Genomic DNA, 15,534 nt, shown 5'->3' with positions numbered 1-15,534 from the left:
CAATAATGGGTTCAGGGAACCGGGTCATAACCAGAGCCCCCCCACGGATGACAGCGCAATAGCCGTTTCGCGCCCAACCAGCTACCCCTAATCGCACCGTGTTTTTCGATGGCTTCAATCGCATATGCCGAGCAGGTGGGGCTATAGCGGCAGGTTGGCGGCAAAATGCGAGATGGTCCCCATTGCCAGCAACGTACGAAGAATATGAAAACTGCTTTCAACATGGGTTTTTATAGCTTGTTCGCGAGATGTTTCAGCGCTTTTTCAAGATCTGATCGCATCGCAGCGAAATCCCGTTTTTCACTTTGTTTGCGGCCAATCATGATGTGATCCGCGCCCGTTATACCATATTGCGGCAGCAATTCAGCAAGCAGGGCTCGAAATTGGCGTTTCATGCGGTTTCGGGCGACCGCGTTGCCGATTTTCTTGGTCACTGTGATGCCGTAGCGAACGACCTCCTTGTCGACGCTGTCGCCTTCAGGACGTTTGTACGCGAGCAGAATAAAGGCGGGCGTCACGAATCGCTTGCCGCGATTCGCTGCCAGAAAATCCGGACGCTTCCGAATCACTTCGATGTGGATAGATTGAGAATGCGGATCAGTCACCGCATTACCCTGTTTTTTGCAGGAGCAGGTGCCTTATGCAGAAAGCTTCTTGCGGCCACGTGCACGGCGGGCAGCCAGTACTTTACGGCCTCCGACAGTTGCCTTGCGGGCGCGGAAACCATGGCGCCGTTTGCGGACCAGGCGGCTCGGTTGAAATGTGCGCTTCATCGCGTTTATCCTACGTCTGAAATTTCGATAAAAAAGGCCGCTAAAAAGCTGCGGCCATCTCGTTGCCGCTGCGGATAAGTGTGACGCCGGAGAAAGTCAAGCGTTAGCCTAGCGAAAGAGCAAAAAATGCGGGTGGAGATTCAGCTTTCCGACTTGCTTTTCACCTTGCCAAATATCGGCAACTCGAAATCGTCAGGCAATTTTTTGTGCCGCTTGCGGCGCATGGCCCAGTCGGTCCATTGTCCGTATTTCGGAAAACGCTGCTTGAAATCGACATAGCGCTTTTTCGCCCAGCGTGAATTTTGCAGCACCAGCGCCAGACCGATCGGGAACATGATGATGAAACCAGGGCCGGGAATAGCGCCAACGATGGGAGACAGCAGCATCAGCGCGAAGCCAAGCACCGAAAGCGCGAACCGCGTTCCCGATGTGTATCTCAGCTGCTTTTTCCTCAGTTTCTCGTTCATATCCACTTTCATGCACTCTATGTGATGCATCGCAACAAGGCCTGCAAGCCGCGTCGTCGAAGAAATCACGCTGCTGGTCGATTATCATTCCGGTTTATGCATATAGCATGAATGGAAGACGAAGCAGAATCGCCACAACCGTAAATTAGAATGTGAATATCGCTGTTAGTGTAGCAGCTGAAAGCGGGCCAAATCGTTGCGCGAAAGCTTGAGCTGCTCGGCAAAGGGTACGCTGTTGGTCAGCGAATAGAAGGCTTGTGCTTTATCGGCGGGAATGCCCATTTCCTTGTAGTAATTCAAATATTCAGCATGAACCGGATCATTTGCAGGATAGTCATTCGCTTCTCGTCCATCTTCATCTATCCAGCTGTGCACAACAAATTCTGCCCCGGTATCGGCGGTATGTCGAATACCGGCAAGAAACAGCTCAACGGCCCCTGAGCGAACTGAACCGCGTGCCGGCACATGAGTGCTGATACCCGCCTGGCGAATTTGCCTCGCCAGACTGAGGTTGGCGTCTTCATCAATTGAACCATCGCAATCGATCATCTCGATACGCTTGATCCCGGGATATTGCTGCAGCATTTTTTGAAACAATGCAGGTGAGTAGCTGTCTACGGTACCTGACATCTCTACAGTATGTTCCGAAATCACTCGGAAAGGGCCAAACTGCGCCTTTGCGGGAGCGGCATCCCAACTGGTTAAATGCTCTGGTTCTACAATATCATATTCGAACGTTTCGATTGTCTCGGTAACTATATAGCCTGAATCTGAAGCGCGGGCCTGCTCAGCAGGAAGCATAAAGAGCGCGAGAAATGTGAATAGCGTTACCCAGAGGCTAAGGCCGAAATTTCCGCCTAAACCATGATCGTAATCGATATCTTTGGTCATCTGGTTTCCGCCAGATGCTAGATTCACACCGCTTTCCATTTCTTGTCTCTGTCAAACTGCGCTTGATAAATGGTAGAAGCGGTTGGTTTACAGATAGTTAACTATGAAATGACTGAGAAATCCGGCAATATTTCATGCTCTTGACGGTTCCGGCCAGGCCGTTGTTCGCGCTCGACTCTTCTAGTGCCGCTTGCCACAGTTTCCGGGATGACAGGGCAAATGGGCGGCAAGAGATGGTAGCACTGGTTTCCACTGTGGCCTATTTGGGCCTCGAAGCACGCGGCGTTGAGGTCCAATGTCAAGTTGCACCGGGTGTACCAGCCTTTAATGTCGTCGGCCTGCCTGACAAAGCCGTTGCAGAAAGCCGCGAACGCGTGCGCGCGGCGATAGCAGCATTGGGACTATCGCTACCGCCCAAGCGGATCACGATCAACCTGTCACCAGCGGATTTGCCAAAAGAAGGGTCGCACTATGATCTGCCGATAGCATTGGCTTTGCTTGGCGCGATGGGCATTGTCGATGCAGAAACCTTAGCCAATTATATTGTGGTTGGAGAATTGGCATTGGATGGACGTTTGGCTGCCACACCAGGCGTTTTGCTTGCGGCGCTTCATGCGTCGAGTGAGAATCGCGGGTTGATATGCCCTGCCTTGCAAGGGCCGGAAGCCGCGTGGGCGGGCGATATCGAAATATTGGCGCCCAATGATCTACTCGCATTGCTCAACCACTTTAAGGGGCAGTCTGTTCTAACGCCGCCAGTTCCAGGAGCGGCGCGAGAGCCAGATCATGGGCCGGATCTGAAAGACGTAAAAGGTCAGGAAACTGCCAAACGCGCATTGGAAATCGCAGCGGCTGGCGGCCATAATCTTTTGATGAATGGTCCGCCAGGGTCAGGCAAATCACTGCTGGCGTCCTGCCTGCCTGGTATTTTGCCACCCCTGTCGCCATCCGAAGCGCTGGAAGTATCGATGGTCGCCAGCGTGGCCGGTACATTAGAGGGCGGTCAGATGAGTAGGACCCGCCCTTATCGTGCGCCGCATCATTCGGCTTCCATGGCGGCCTTGGTTGGTGGTGGCCTGAAAGTAAGGCCTGGCGAAGTCAGCCTTGCACATCTCGGGATATTATTTCTCGACGAACTGCCCGAATTTCAGCGCGCTGTGCTGGATTCGCTGCGCCAGCCCTTGGAAATCGGCGAAGTCAGCGTGGCGCGCGCCAATGCGCATGTCACGTTTCCCGCACGTGTCCAGATGGTGGCGGCGATGAATCCGTGCCGTTGTGGCCATCTTGGTGATGCGGCCTTGGCTTGTTCGCGCGCACCCAAATGCGCCGTTGATTATCAGGCGAAAATATCCGGACCCCTGCTTGACCGGATTGATCTGCATATTGAGGTCGAAGCCTTGTCTGCGGCTGATCTTACCATGCCGCCGCCTGCCGAGGGATCGGATGCCGTCGCCGCACGGGTGCTAAAAACGCGTCAATTACAAAGCGAGCGATATAGAACACTCGAGGCGCGTACCAACAGCGAGATTGATGGAGATGCACTCGAAAAATTTGCTGCACCGGATGACGCAGGGCGGCAACTTTTAGCGCAAGCTGCCGAGGCAATGCGGCTATCCGCGAGAGGCTATACCCGTATATTACGTGTTGCAAGAACGATTGCTGATCTTGCCAGAGCAGAGCAGATTGGCCGCGCCCATGTGGCGGAAGCATTAAGCTACCGGCGCCAAACGCCGCGCAATTAAGAGGTGCAATTACGGCCGATTTGTGCAGGTCAAGCTCAACCGACTAACGCAGCAATATCAATCGGGCGGCCGTTGCGACGCAGCTCGATAGTCACTTCGGGATCATCACGACCCGACCGCCCGACCGGTGCACCTTGCACCACCTCGTCGCCAACTTCTGCACTGGTGCTGGCCATATTTGTGATCAGGCTGGTCCAGCTCTTATCATGTTCGATTATCACGATATTCCCATAGCCACGATAACGCCCGGAAAAAGCAATACGGCCCGCCGCCGGTGCGACAATCTGTGCGCCCGGCTCAACAGCGATGGTCAGCCCGCGCGAACGATAGCCGCTATCAGATATCTCACCCAATCCCGTTACAATATCGCCTACAACTGGCAGCCGGTAAGCATCGGCCACATTGGTTCTGGATGCTGGATTGGCAATCGGACCGTCGCCATCTTGATTTGGCCGCAACAGCGGGCCATCAAGTTGAGAAAGGGATTCCCGGACGACGCCGCTTTCCCGAATCTGGTCCATAAGATCCAATATGTCGCGGGCCTCTTCACCCAGGGCCAGCGCGCGGTCCTGTTCCAGGCCGGCATCGTTGGAAAATTGCTGTGCTTCAACACGCCCATTGGCTTCCAACCCAGATAATTGCCGTCGCCGTTGTGCCAGACGTTGCTGGCTTTCATTAAGGGAAGCAATGGCTTGCGCGGACTGCATGCGCAGCTCTTCGCCTTGCTCTACCTCTCGCCGCAAACTGGCTGTCCGCTGCTCAATTTCAGGAACCACCGTAGACATTATCGAACGGATATAAATGAGTTCATCGAGTGACCGGGGTTCTACCAAGGCGAGCGCAGTGGGCTTGCGTGTCATCATCTGCAAGGCTGCGGTCAAGCGCACCACAGGGCCTTGCTTTTCTGCCAAACGTGCCCGTTGGCGTTCCTGTAATCGTTCGACAATTGCGATGCGCGATCGGGCAGCCCGGATGTCCGCTTCTGCTGCCTGGATGCGTGCGGCCAGCGCAGCGGCCTGGATGTTGATACGGTCCGCTTCGGTGCTTGCCGCTTCCGCTTGGCGGCGCAGCGCATCGCCGCGTTGCCGTGCTTTGTCGGATTGCTCGCGTGCGGAAACCAGGGCGCGTTGTTCGTCTTCCAGCGATGGTCCGCGCGTTTGCGCGGGCAGGGCGACTGCAAAAAAGCCGCCAATAAGAGTCAGGCCCAATAGAATGAGAAGCCAGCGCAGCATCCGTTAGCCCTCCCTATGATAGGGGTGGTTCGCGATGATCGCGGTGGCACGAAATAATTGTTCGGCCAGCATGGCGCGGGCCATTAAATGCGGCCAGGTCGCTTTACCAAAAGAAAAGAAATGATCCGCACTGCTGCGCTCCGCTTCGGTCAAGCCATCGGCCGCACCGATCAGAAAACGCGCTTCCCGCACGCCATTGTCGCGCCATTTGCTCAATACTGCAGCAAAGGTTTTTGAAGTCCAGCTTTCCCCGGTTTCATCGAGGGCAATGATTTTTGTCTGATCGTCGATTTTCGGCGTTTTTCCGCCCTGTTCCGGCAACTCGCTGACCTTCACATCCCACTTGATCCGCTTGACATAGCGCTCGACCAATTCCTGTTCAGGGGAGCGACCAATTTTCCCGCGAGCAACGATATGGAGCCTCATCTTTGAAACCCGCCCTGATCAGGCTTCTGCGGCCTCAGTTTCGGGTGCATCTTCTTCGCCAACAGCCCACATGCGTTCGAGGTTATAGAAGCTGCGCACTTCGGGGCGGAAGAGATGAACAATCACGTCACCGGCATCGATCAAGACCCAATCGGCATTGGCGAGGCCTTCTATCCGTGCCTCTCCACCGGCCTGTTTGATCCGTTCCGCGAGCTTTTGGGCCATGGACGCGACCTGCCGGGTTGAGCGGCCTTCGGCAATCACCATATGATCGGCAATATTGCTTTTACCCTCAAGTCCGATTGTCACAATATCTTGCGCCTGATCATCGTCGAGAGATTTCATCACGAGAGCATATAGCGCACTGGATTCAGCTTTTCCCTCTTTGGAATCTGCGGGTTTCAGTGCTTCGCTTTTCGATTTCGTCAATTCAAATCCTATCAGTCTGTCTGACAAACCAGCTTACGCGTCACGGCGTCGCGAGCGCAGTGATTTGCATATTGTTGGTGCCAATGGGGCCGGGCCATCCGGATCGCGGTGGCCGAGCGGGGGTCGGGACGATAGCGCAAAAATGTCAGCGCTGGCGTACTCCATTCAGTCCAGTTCATCCGCTGGCTACCGGGCCGGACGAAACGCCGGAGCCACGCCATTGCGGGTGCCGCAAGAGCATCGTCATCATAGCCGGGACGCGCAATAACTGCAATCGGCAATAAACGGGCTATTTTCCGCCAGTCTTTCCAGCGGTGAAATTGCGCCAGATTGTCTGCTCCCATGATCCACACAAATTGCCGTTTCGGATAGCGGCGAACCAACGCGCGAAGAGTATCGTAAGTGTAGCGCGTACCCAGCGTCTGCTCGATAGCCGTCGGCCTAATGGCGCTGCGCCGGGTCATTTTTTGCGCTGATGCCAGTCTCGCATGCAGCGGTGCCATGTCTTTTGAGCCCTCTTTCAACGGATTACCCGGCGACACAAGCCACCAAAATTCATCGAGGGCCAATTCCTCCATCGCGAACAGGCTAATTGATCGATGCGCGCCATGCGCAGGGTTGAAAGAACCGCCCAGAAGCCCAGTGGTTTTCATGACAGCGACGACCAAGTTTTCCAAGTACCTGCCGCATAAAAAAGTCCATAAATCATGACAATAAGCGAACTCCAGATGGCGAAACTATTGATCTTCTCAGGAACAAATAGAGCCATCGGCAATATTACCAGCCCGCGCGCCAGATATATGGCGCTTATAATGATCAAACCGGTTCGCAAGAGCGGCGGTTGCCAAACCAAACCCGCTCCAGCAAATGCAAACCAGCCCCAAATTGCCAGAACAGCAGCAATCCCAATAGTTATGAGGGCCGGATAAAATGACCCCTGTTCTGCCAATTGCGCCAAGTCTTCACCCGCCCCAAAAAGTCTATACCAATCCGGACCGCCAATAATCACGCCGATATGCAGAAGGCTGGCGATCAGGCTCAATATCCCTCCGACAGCCAGTAGCTTTTGTCCGAAGTCCAAGGTTGCAAACATCAAGGCCTAATCTGCCCGGTTCCACGCACTACCCATTTATAGGTGGTCAATCCTTCCAGCGCGACAGGACCGCGCGCGTGCAGACGGCCGGTGGAAATACCGATTTCGGCGCCGAGGCCAAATTCGCCGCCATCGGCAAACTGGCTAGAGGCGTTCCACATGACAATCGCACTGTCAGCGCGCTGTATGAACTGGTTGGCCACTGCCTCATCTTCGGTCACAACCACATCCGTATGGTGGGAACCATGTTCGGCAATATGGGTCAGCGCCTCATCAATCCCACTGACCATGCGCGCAGATACAATCGGAGCAAGATACTCGGTGTTCCAATCCTCTGTCTCAGCAGAGACGGTGCGGGGATCCAGTTCCATGATCGCGTCATCCCCCCGAACTTCGCATCCTTCGTCGAGTAGCGCTCTTAACAAAGGGCCGGGCGCAGGATAATCCTGATCAATCAGCAATGTTTCCATTGCCCCACAAACACCTGTGCGCCGCATTTTCGCATTCACCGCTATGGCAATGGCTTTGTCCTGATCCGCTGCCTTGCCGATATAGGTGTGACAAATGCCGTCGAGATGCGCGAGGACCGGCACGCGGGCCTCTTCCTGCACCCGAGCGACCAGGGATTTACCACCGCGCGGAATGATGATGTCGATAAGGCCAGAGGCTTTCAACATTGCGCCTACAGCTCCGCGATCTGTGGTTTGAACCAATTGGATCGCATCTTCTGGCAAGCCCGCTTCCACCACACCGGCAACCATTGCCTTGTGAATAGCGCGATTGCTTTCAATAGCTTCCGACCCGCCGCGCAGAATGACGGCATTGCCGGACCGCAGTCCCAAAGCCGCTGCATCTGCCGTCACATTGGGGCGGCTTTCATAAATGATCCCAATGACGCCAAGGGGAACGCGTACGCGCTCCATGATCAAACCATTGGGTCGCTGATTTCGGTCGATAACCGCGCCAACCGGATCATCCAGTTTTGCCACTTGCTCCACCGCTGACGCAATGGCGTCAAGTCGCCCTTCATCAATCATCAAACGGTCGAGCATGGCGTCGCTGAGGCCATTCTTCCGGCCTTGGTTCATATCCTGAACATTGGCGGCCAATATCGACTTCTGGCTGGCGCGCAGTTGCGCCGCTGCAGCGATCAAAGCCGCAGATTTCTGGGCATCTGTTGTACCTGACATGATGGCAAATGCGGTGCGCGCTCGCTCGCCCATATCGGTCATAAGTTGCTGGTGATCACTCATCCGATCATGCTAGCACGGCTATGCCTTTCATATAAGCAAAAATCGGAGTCGATTTGACGTCAAAATAAACTGCCGAGAAAGTGATAAATCGCACAAACGAATCGAAAAAAACCATTATCGTCGGTTAATTTTACATTAATTTTGCAGCTCACCGCAGACCTGTTTCGACTCGTCACGACTCGTGTCCGGAGGATTCGCCCCGTTAACGACCCTCTGCTAGCGCGGCTTCGGGGATTAGTAAGAGTAATCGGGTCATGCATAATCACAAAACCAAGGAAGGGCTGTTTGCCCGTTTGGATCATATGTTCACAGATCGCGAATTTTTTATGCGCGCTAACGGACAGGTCCGGTTCCTTACCATTTCTGGCAAATTGCAAAAACGCGTTGCGATTGGCGTCACGGCCGTCATTGGCCTTTGGCTAGTGTTCACATTGGCGATGACGATCAATCAATTGACGGTGACGAGCGAGCGAATGGCGCTCGCGGAAAAAGAAGCTGCCGTTAACAGCAGCGAAAGCCGGGTTGCTGAATATAAAAAATCGATCGATGGCGTCGCCCAAGATTTGATCCAGCGTCAGGAAGCAATCGAACAGATAACCCAGCAATTTATTGGCGACGAAACCGGCACTGAAGCCGAAGGTCTGACCGAAACAGAAAATCAACTTTCTGAAAATACAAAGAAAATTAGCGCGGCCTTTCCAGAAGCTGCAGAGCTTGCGCGGCTCGAAGCCCGCCAAATCGCCTTTGCACACAGGCTGACGGCGGCGGCGATGAAACGTACAGCCCGCGCCGAAGCCGCGATTCGCAAATTCGGGCTTAATCCCGAAAAACTAGCTGCTCTGTCGAACGAGGCCGTTGGTGGTCCTTATATTCCGTTTTTTGGAGAGGACGAAAAGGAACTGCACCCAACGCTTGAGCGCCTGAATAACGCGCTGCTGCGCATGGATCAGCTAGAGCGTACGTTGCTGACCATCCCATCGGCCATGCCAGCCGACATCAGCATGATGTCAAGCGGCTATGGCTATCGCCGCGACCCATTTTCAGGCCGCGGCGCGATGCACAGTGGGATTGATTTCAAAGGACCGCATGGTCAGCCGATACTGTCAGCGGCAGGTGGTACGATCAGCTATGCCGGATGGAAATCTGGCTATGGCAAAACGGTGGAAATTACACATGGCAATGGCCTGATGACGCGCTATGCGCATCTTTCTAAAATTCATGTGACCACTGGTCAAAAAGTGAAACAAGGATTACAAGTGGGGGCTATGGGAAGCACTGGACGATCGACTGGTACACATCTTCATTTTGAAGTGCGACTGAACGGCAAAGCGGTGAACCCCCGACCATTTCTGGAGGCGAATACAGATGTTCTCAAAATCCAAGCCGTCGCAAGACAGCGAACAAACGCACCAAAGAAGCGTGCCGAAAAGTCAGGCTCCAGCCGTGGCTAGAAGCAGTGCAAGCAACGGATCAAGCTTCTCCATCATCGGAGACGGCATTGTAATCACCGGCAATATCGAAGCCAAAGTTGACCTCCATATTGACGGCGAAGTCATTGGCGACATCAGATGCCTGTCGCTTGTTCAGGGACCATCCAGCAAGATTCAGGGCGCGATCGTAGCTCAGAATGCCAGCCTGTCGGGCGCAGTAGAAGGCTCCATCGAAGCTGGCGATCTGGTTATCAGCTCCAGCGCGCGCATTGGCGGCGACGTGTCTTATGAAAATGTCACCATTGAGCAAGGCGGTCATGTCGACGGCAAGTTCAAGCATAAGAGCGCAAAGTCGCCTAATCTGGCAAAGACCACCGTGGATATGGCAAAAAAATCGCCACCATTGGAACTGACGCCGGACGATAAAGCCGCCTAACTGGCGCTTTTCCGGCGAAGTTCACAAAATTTACACAGTCCTATTGGGCCTTTTTGGCGCAGCGATTTGTCGTGCCATCGCTGCAGCTGGGGTCCGGCTCCGGATTCCAAAGTTCACACAGTTCACAGATGTTTTTCTGAGGAGCAACGCTGTGTTGAACTGTGCCAGTTGGAAACGTGACAGACGCCGATTGATATGCAAAATTGAGACAGAGCCACGCTGAAATTACCACAGCGCAGAGAGTGTAGGAAAGCGCTGTATCGTCATAGTTGGTTAAGGTCCTTGGCATTATCACTGTTTCGCGCCTATATTCGCGATTATTGAGATTCACAGGACTCCACTTATGAAAAAGCCATTTTTGCAAGCCACAGCTCTGGTATTGACCGTTGCATTGTTGCCAGCAACCACCTCTGCCATTTCCGCGGTTGATGCGAATACCTATCGCGAGATGGAACAATTTATGAGCGTATTTGACCGGGTACGGACGGATTATGTCGACCAAGTGGATGACGCAGACCTGATCAAAGGCGCGATTAATGGCATGCTTGGCAGCCTCGATCCGCATAGCAGCTTTCTCGATGCACGCGATTTTGAGAATTTGCGGACGCAGACAGATGGCAATTATGGCGGCCTTGGTCTCTCTGTGACTATGGAAGATGGTGCGGTGAAGGTCATCGCTCCGTTCAAAGACACACCGGCAGATAAGGCGGGTGTGAAGGCTGGCGACTATATCACGCATATTGATGGTTCGCTGATCTACGGTGGATCGCTTGATGAAGCGGTGGAAGAAATGCGCGGCAAGCCCGGTTCCCCGATCAAACTTACCATCGTCCGGCCAGGGCGGGACAAACCGTTTGATGTCTCGATGAACCGTGCTGTCATTGATCTTAAACCGGTCAACTGGGAAGTGAAAGACAAGGTCGGTGTGATCAGCATTACCAGTTTCTCGAACGATACCGGTGCGGATGTGAAAGCGGCCATTGTCGCCATTGACAAATCACTGGGCAGAAAACCACTGGGCTATGTTCTGGATATGCGTTCCAATCCGGGCGGGCTGCTCGATGAGGCGGTCAGTGTTTCTGACGTATTCCTGTCCCGCGGCGAGATCGTCTCACAACGTGGTCGCGGCAAGTCGGATATTGAGCGCTACTTCGCGAAAGGCGGCGATGCGGCCAATGGTCTGCCGGTCATCGTCCTGATCGACGCGGGCTCGGCTTCGGCATCGGAAATTGTGGCCGGTGCGCTGCAGGACCATCATCGCGGCCTGGTGATGGGTGAGCGCAGCTTTGGTAAAGGGTCAGTGCAGACATTGTTGCCGCTCTCCAATACCTCTGCGCTGCGTTTGACGACAGCACGCTATTACACGCCGTCTGGCAAGTCGGTGCAGGAAGGCGGGATTGAGCCGGATATCATCGTACCGCAATTGTCTGACCCGGACTACAAGACCCGTCCGCGGTTCCGTGAATCTGATTTGCGCAAACATCTCATCAACGAAGTGAAGTTGGAAGATGATGTGCTGGAAGAAGACACCAAGGACGATCCACGTTTCACGCAAACGGCTGATGAGCTTGAAAAAGAAGGCATTGAAGATTTTCAACTACACTATGCCTTGCAGACTATCGGGCGACTGGGGCCAGAAGGCCTGAAAGTGGCGATGAACAAGGCGTCTGCCAAAAAGTCAGCGAAAGCGGTAACCGCCAAAAACTAGGAAGCCGGATATGGCCTTTTCTCGTGCAGCCTTATGGCTGTCTCTGATCATTCCCGGCTCTTTGCTCGGCGGGGCTTTGATCAGCCAATATGTCTTTGGCCTTTATCCCTGCGAAATGTGCCTGTGGCAGCGCTGGCCGCATTGGGCTGCCTTTTTCTTCGCACTGGGCGGCATCATTGCCGGTCAGCGGAACTGGTCAGGATTGTTGGGGCCAGCTTCTTTCATATTTCTTGCCGCAATAGGCATATTGATCAGCGGGTTGATCGGCGGCTTTCATGCCGGTGTTGAATATGGCTGGTGGGAAGGGATAACGGCTTGCGCAACCACCGTGCCGGCGGGCGGCGATATGCTGGATTCGATTATGAATGCGCCGCTTGTGCGCTGCGATGTCGCGCCCTGGTCGCTTTTTGGTATTTCCCTGGCGGGTTATAATTTCCTCTTGTCTGTCGGCGGCGCGATCCTCATCTTGGTCCTGATGGCAATGGGCCGAAAGGACGTGTGATGGCTGAAGAAACATTGGGCAAAGAAAAGCCGGATATCGCCTCGATGATCCGGGTCAATCAGGCCGGTGAATATGGTGCGGCGCAAATCTATAAAGGTCAGCTCGCAGTCATGGGTGACGATGCTCCTGATAGCAGCGCGATCCATCATATGGCCGAGCAGGAGCAGCGCCATCTTGATGCGTTTGACCGGATGATTGTCGAGCGCAATGTTCGCCCCACAATATTGCAGCCGTTCTGGAAAGTGGCTGGCTATGCGCTGGGCGCGGGCACAGCGATCATGGGGCCGCGAGCTGCCATGGCTTGCACAGCCGCCGTCGAGACCGAAATTGACCTGCACTATCAAGAACAGATGGAACAGCTGGAATCCGAAGATGAGCCCGAGCTGCTCAGTAAGATTGCGGAGTTTCGCGAAGAAGAGCTTGAGCATAAGCAGACAGCGATAGAATCCGGTGCCGAAGAGACGCCGGGCTATCCTGTGTTAAGCGCAGCCATCCGGCTGGGGTGCAAGGTGGCGATAGGGCTCTCCAAGCGGATTTAGTTGGTCAAACGGCTCTCACTGGATTATTGCTCTTCAGCGCGGGTTCATTCAGTCGCTGGCAAAGGAATTTCATGACTAAAACCGCTCTTTTTTCCGCACCACTGCTGCTTGCAGCCGGTATGATCGCAACCCCCGCATTAGCGCAGGATGAAGGCGGCGACCGGGTCAATCAGCTCGTGATTTATGGTGATGATCCCTGTCCGCAAAGCACCGATGGTGAGATTGTCGTATGTGCACGCAAGGATGAGTCGGAACGCTATCGGATTCCTGAAACATTGCGGGCGGATCCCAATAACCCGAAAAATGACGCATGGGCGGAACGTGTCCGCTCGTATGAATATGTTGGCAAAAGTGGGACACAAAGCTGTTCCCCTACTGGCGCAGGCGGTTTCACCGGTTGTACACAGCGCTTGTTGACTCAGGCTTATGCTGAAAAAGCACAGGACGATACCGTCAACTGGGGCCGTTTGATCGAGGAAGAGCGCCAGAAACGGCTCGCCCGGATCGACGAGGAAGCCGAAGCGGTCGAAGAACGGCTGCGCGAAATTGAAGCGCAGCGTGAAGCCCGTGAAGCTGGCGCTGCCGAAGCGCGCGCGCGGCTGGAAGCACAGGACGCTGCGGCTTTGGAAGCAGAAAAGGCCGAGACGCGCGCCGATAATGAGTTGGCTGTGCCGCCCGGCGCTGACGAAACACCGCCGCCTGTTCCTACGGATGACGAATAGTCTATAGTGCTTCGCATCAGGTGCGGAGCACTAGAAACTTAGCCTTTCTTGCTCGCGATCCAGCGATTTACTTGCGCTTCCAATATATCAAGCGGCACGGCGCCTTGGCCGAGCACCACGTCATGAAATTCGCGCAGGTCAAATTTTGAGCCGAGTTCCTCGGTTGCCTTGGTGCGCAGTTCACGGATTTTCAGCTCGCCCATTTTATAGGCCAGTGCTTGGCCGGGCCAGCTGATGTAACGATTCACTTCTGCCTCTATATTGGCGGTGCTCAGGGCTGTATTATCGGTCATGAAATCAATCGCGTGCTGCTTGCTCCAGCCCTTTGAATGGATACCGGTATCCACCACCAACCGTGTGGCGCGCCACATTTCATAGGATAGGCGGCCCATATCTTTTGCCGGCGTATCATAGAGCCCCATCTCAATACCCAGTCGTTCGGAATAGAGGCCCCAACCTTCAACAAAGGCGGTAAAAAACGCGCCATATTTGCGGAAGTCGGGCATGTCGAGCTCCTGCTGCAGCGCAATTTGCATATGGTGGCCCGGCACGGCTTCATGAACACTCAGCGCCGGTATTTCCCAAAAGGGCCGCTGATCCAGCTTGGACGTGTTGACATAGTAGAAACCGGCAATGCCGACGTCCGGTGATCCCGGATTATAATAAGCGGTGGTCGTGCCTTCCGCTGTTTCCGCTGGGATTTCCTTAATTCCATAGGGCAGGCGGGCAAGCTTGCCGATAATCGAAGGCATTTTGCCATCAATGAGTTTCGTAACTCGGGCGACTTTCTCCATCAGCTCTTCGGGCGTCTTCGCATAATATTTGGGATTTGTGCGCAGATCCTCAATGAAAGCCTCGCGCGTCTCAAACCCTGCCTTTTTAGCAACCTCGACCATCTCGGCGCGGATGCGGGCTACCTCGGACAGGCCGATATTGTGAATCTCATCCGCTGTCTTTTCGGTGGTCGTCATCTGGCGAATGCGGAAATTATAATATTTGTCGCCGCCGGGCTGTGCCGACACACCGGGTTCTTTGGCGCAATTGGGCGCATATTGGGTGTTATACCAGTCGAGATGTTCTTTCAGCGCCGGGTTGATCACCGTGCTGATTGTATCGGCGGCGCTTGCGGCGAGCTTGTCAAAACTCGCCTGATCAATGCTTTCAGGTTTGGTGCGTTCAAACGGATCAAAGAAGCGTGATTCCTTGGGATCTTCTTTGATCAATCCGGAAATGCTGGTTTCATAGCCGACCATCGAAACGCATGGCTGAACATAACCGCCTTTCAGCGCCTGATCGGCGACCGAGAGCGACTGTTTGTGAACAGTGCCATATTTTTTCAGTCTGTTGATATAGGTCTGGTAATCCTGTGCGTTGCGAAAGGGCAGGTTGTTTTGCATGCTCGCAAAGCTTTGATGCCAGCCACCCCGATTGGTGAAATTGATTGTCCTCTGGCCATAAGTGCTGGCCTCGACTTGCTCGGCCAGGCTGCGGCGAAGAATACCAAAATTGGTTTTATCATCTTCGGACAGGCTGTTTTGATCAATCCCGTCGAGCCGGCTTAGCCAGCTCTTGGCTTTCTCCACTCTTTTGTCTTCCCCCTCCAGGCTGTAGTCGCTGACCCGGCCATCAGGATCGTCGACGCCCAGTGAGGACGCAAATTCGGGATATTGTTCCAGATTATAGGCCCAATATTCGTCAATAATCTGATGCAGCTGCGATGATTTCTGATTGTCGCCTTCCTGCGCATGGAGCGGTGTGCTGAGCGCCAGTGCCGATAGTGAAACCAATAGTGTGAAACGTCCCCGGCGCATGAAGTCCTCCTGCAAAAAATATCTCTTGTAACTATCGTGAATATTCGGTGGCTGCTGTCAAGCGCGATGTTTACCTGTGC

General features: G+C 54.2%; 19 protein-coding genes. 7 read left to right on the top strand and 12 right to left on the bottom strand.

What is annotated here, in order from left to right; genetic code table 11:
* Window positions 1-11: 11 nt before the first annotated feature.
* The 5 genes from yidD to BS29_RS16910 form a co-directional block, all read right to left on the bottom strand.
* Entirely contained in the window at window positions 12-224 is a 213-nt protein-coding gene (gene yidD, locus BS29_RS16930) for a membrane protein insertion efficiency factor YidD (RefSeq protein ID WP_229954802.1), read from the bottom strand.
* 6 nt (window positions 225-230) lie between these two features.
* Window positions 231-605: a ribonuclease P protein component gene (gene rnpA, locus BS29_RS16925; RefSeq protein WP_229954801.1), complete on the bottom strand. Its 375-nt coding sequence runs from the start codon at window positions 603-605 to the stop codon at window positions 231-233.
* Window positions 606-638: 33 nt separating this feature from the next.
* Complete coding sequence (gene rpmH, locus BS29_RS16920; RefSeq protein ID WP_074203543.1) at window positions 639-773, bottom strand: 50S ribosomal protein L34; 135 nt, start codon at window positions 771-773, stop codon at window positions 639-641.
* Window positions 774-913: 140 nt separating this feature from the next.
* Window positions 914-1,252, bottom strand: coding sequence for a hypothetical protein (locus BS29_RS16915; protein ID WP_229954800.1), 339 nt, complete (start codon window positions 1,250-1,252; stop codon window positions 914-916).
* Between the two features lie 153 nt (window positions 1,253-1,405).
* Complete coding sequence (locus tag BS29_RS16910) at window positions 1,406-2,158, bottom strand: alpha/beta hydrolase (RefSeq protein WP_229954799.1); 753 nt, start codon at window positions 2,156-2,158, stop codon at window positions 1,406-1,408.
* 206 nt (window positions 2,159-2,364) lie between these two features.
* On the opposite strand from BS29_RS16910, the gene BS29_RS16905 reads away from it, so the two are divergent.
* On the top strand, window positions 2,365-3,873 hold the full coding sequence (locus BS29_RS16905; RefSeq protein ID WP_229956892.1) for a YifB family Mg chelatase-like AAA ATPase: 1,509 nt from the start codon (window positions 2,365-2,367) through the stop codon (window positions 3,871-3,873).
* Window positions 3,874-3,908: 35 nt separating this feature from the next.
* Here the strand turns inward: BS29_RS16905 and BS29_RS16900 are convergent, their stop codons facing one another.
* From BS29_RS16900 to BS29_RS16875, 6 genes are all read right to left on the bottom strand, one after another.
* Window positions 3,909-5,105 (bottom strand): murein hydrolase activator EnvC family protein, encoded by a 1,197-nt coding sequence (locus BS29_RS16900; protein WP_229954798.1) that lies wholly within the window; start codon window positions 5,103-5,105, stop codon window positions 3,909-3,911.
* A 3-nt stretch (window positions 5,106-5,108) separates the two neighbouring features.
* Entirely contained in the window at window positions 5,109-5,531 is a 423-nt protein-coding gene (locus tag BS29_RS16895; protein ID WP_229954797.1) for a 23S rRNA (pseudouridine(1915)-N(3))-methyltransferase RlmH, read from the bottom strand.
* 18 nt (window positions 5,532-5,549) lie between these two features.
* A complete protein-coding gene (gene rsfS, locus BS29_RS16890; protein ID WP_229956891.1) occupies window positions 5,550-5,876 on the bottom strand; it encodes a ribosome silencing factor in 327 nt (108 codons plus the stop codon).
* A 95-nt stretch (window positions 5,877-5,971) separates the two neighbouring features.
* A complete protein-coding gene (locus BS29_RS16885; protein WP_229954796.1) occupies window positions 5,972-6,613 on the bottom strand; it encodes a nicotinate-nucleotide adenylyltransferase in 642 nt (213 codons plus the stop codon).
* Window positions 6,610-7,002 carry a hypothetical protein gene (locus BS29_RS16880; RefSeq protein ID WP_229954795.1) on the bottom strand — a complete coding sequence of 131 codons (393 nt, stop codon included), beginning with the start codon at window positions 7,000-7,002 and terminating at the stop codon, window positions 6,610-6,612. The genes BS29_RS16885 and BS29_RS16880 overlap by 4 nt, the downstream gene beginning before the upstream one ends.
* 50 nt (window positions 7,003-7,052) lie before the next feature.
* On the bottom strand, window positions 7,053-8,306 hold the full coding sequence (locus BS29_RS16875; protein ID WP_229954794.1) for a glutamate-5-semialdehyde dehydrogenase: 1,254 nt from the start codon (window positions 8,304-8,306) through the stop codon (window positions 7,053-7,055).
* A gap of 254 nt (window positions 8,307-8,560) precedes the next feature.
* Here BS29_RS16875 and BS29_RS16870 point away from each other — a divergent pair, with 254 nt between their 5' ends.
* The 6 genes from BS29_RS16870 (at window position 8,561) to BS29_RS16845 (ending at window position 13,643) form a co-directional block, all read left to right on the top strand.
* On the top strand, window positions 8,561-9,757 hold the full coding sequence (locus tag BS29_RS16870; RefSeq protein ID WP_229954793.1) for a M23 family metallopeptidase: 1,197 nt from the start codon (window positions 8,561-8,563) through the stop codon (window positions 9,755-9,757).
* Complete coding sequence (locus BS29_RS16865) at window positions 9,750-10,172, top strand: bactofilin family protein (RefSeq protein ID WP_229954792.1); 423 nt, start codon at window positions 9,750-9,752, stop codon at window positions 10,170-10,172. The genes BS29_RS16870 and BS29_RS16865 overlap by 8 nt, the downstream gene beginning before the upstream one ends.
* 343 nt (window positions 10,173-10,515) lie before the next feature.
* Window positions 10,516-11,880, top strand: a complete 1,365-nt coding sequence (locus tag BS29_RS16860) for a S41 family peptidase (protein WP_229954791.1) — start codon at window positions 10,516-10,518, stop codon at window positions 11,878-11,880.
* A 10-nt stretch (window positions 11,881-11,890) separates the two neighbouring features.
* The gene (locus BS29_RS16855; protein WP_229954790.1) at window positions 11,891-12,382 is read left to right on the top strand and encodes a disulfide bond formation protein B; all 492 of its coding nucleotides are present in this window, start codon (window positions 11,891-11,893) and stop codon (window positions 12,380-12,382) included.
* Window positions 12,382-12,921, top strand: a complete 540-nt coding sequence (locus tag BS29_RS16850; RefSeq protein ID WP_229954789.1) for a demethoxyubiquinone hydroxylase family protein — start codon at window positions 12,382-12,384, stop codon at window positions 12,919-12,921. Before BS29_RS16855 ends, BS29_RS16850 begins: the two co-directional genes overlap by 1 nt.
* 71 nt (window positions 12,922-12,992) lie before the next feature.
* Window positions 12,993-13,643: a hypothetical protein gene (locus BS29_RS16845; RefSeq protein WP_326838477.1), complete on the top strand. Its 651-nt coding sequence runs from the start codon at window positions 12,993-12,995 to the stop codon at window positions 13,641-13,643.
* A gap of 38 nt (window positions 13,644-13,681) precedes the next feature.
* Here BS29_RS16845 and BS29_RS16840 read toward each other — a convergent pair whose 3' ends face one another.
* Window positions 13,682-15,454, bottom strand: a complete 1,773-nt coding sequence (locus BS29_RS16840; protein ID WP_229954788.1) for a DUF885 domain-containing protein — start codon at window positions 15,452-15,454, stop codon at window positions 13,682-13,684.
* Window positions 15,455-15,534 lie beyond the last annotated feature (80 nt).

Origin of the sequence: Parasphingorhabdus litoris DSM 22379, assembly GCF_020906275.1 — a bacterium.
GTDB lineage: Bacteria > Pseudomonadota > Alphaproteobacteria > Sphingomonadales > Sphingomonadaceae > Parasphingorhabdus > Parasphingorhabdus litoris.
This window is presented reverse-complemented; position numbering and strand designations above follow the sequence as displayed.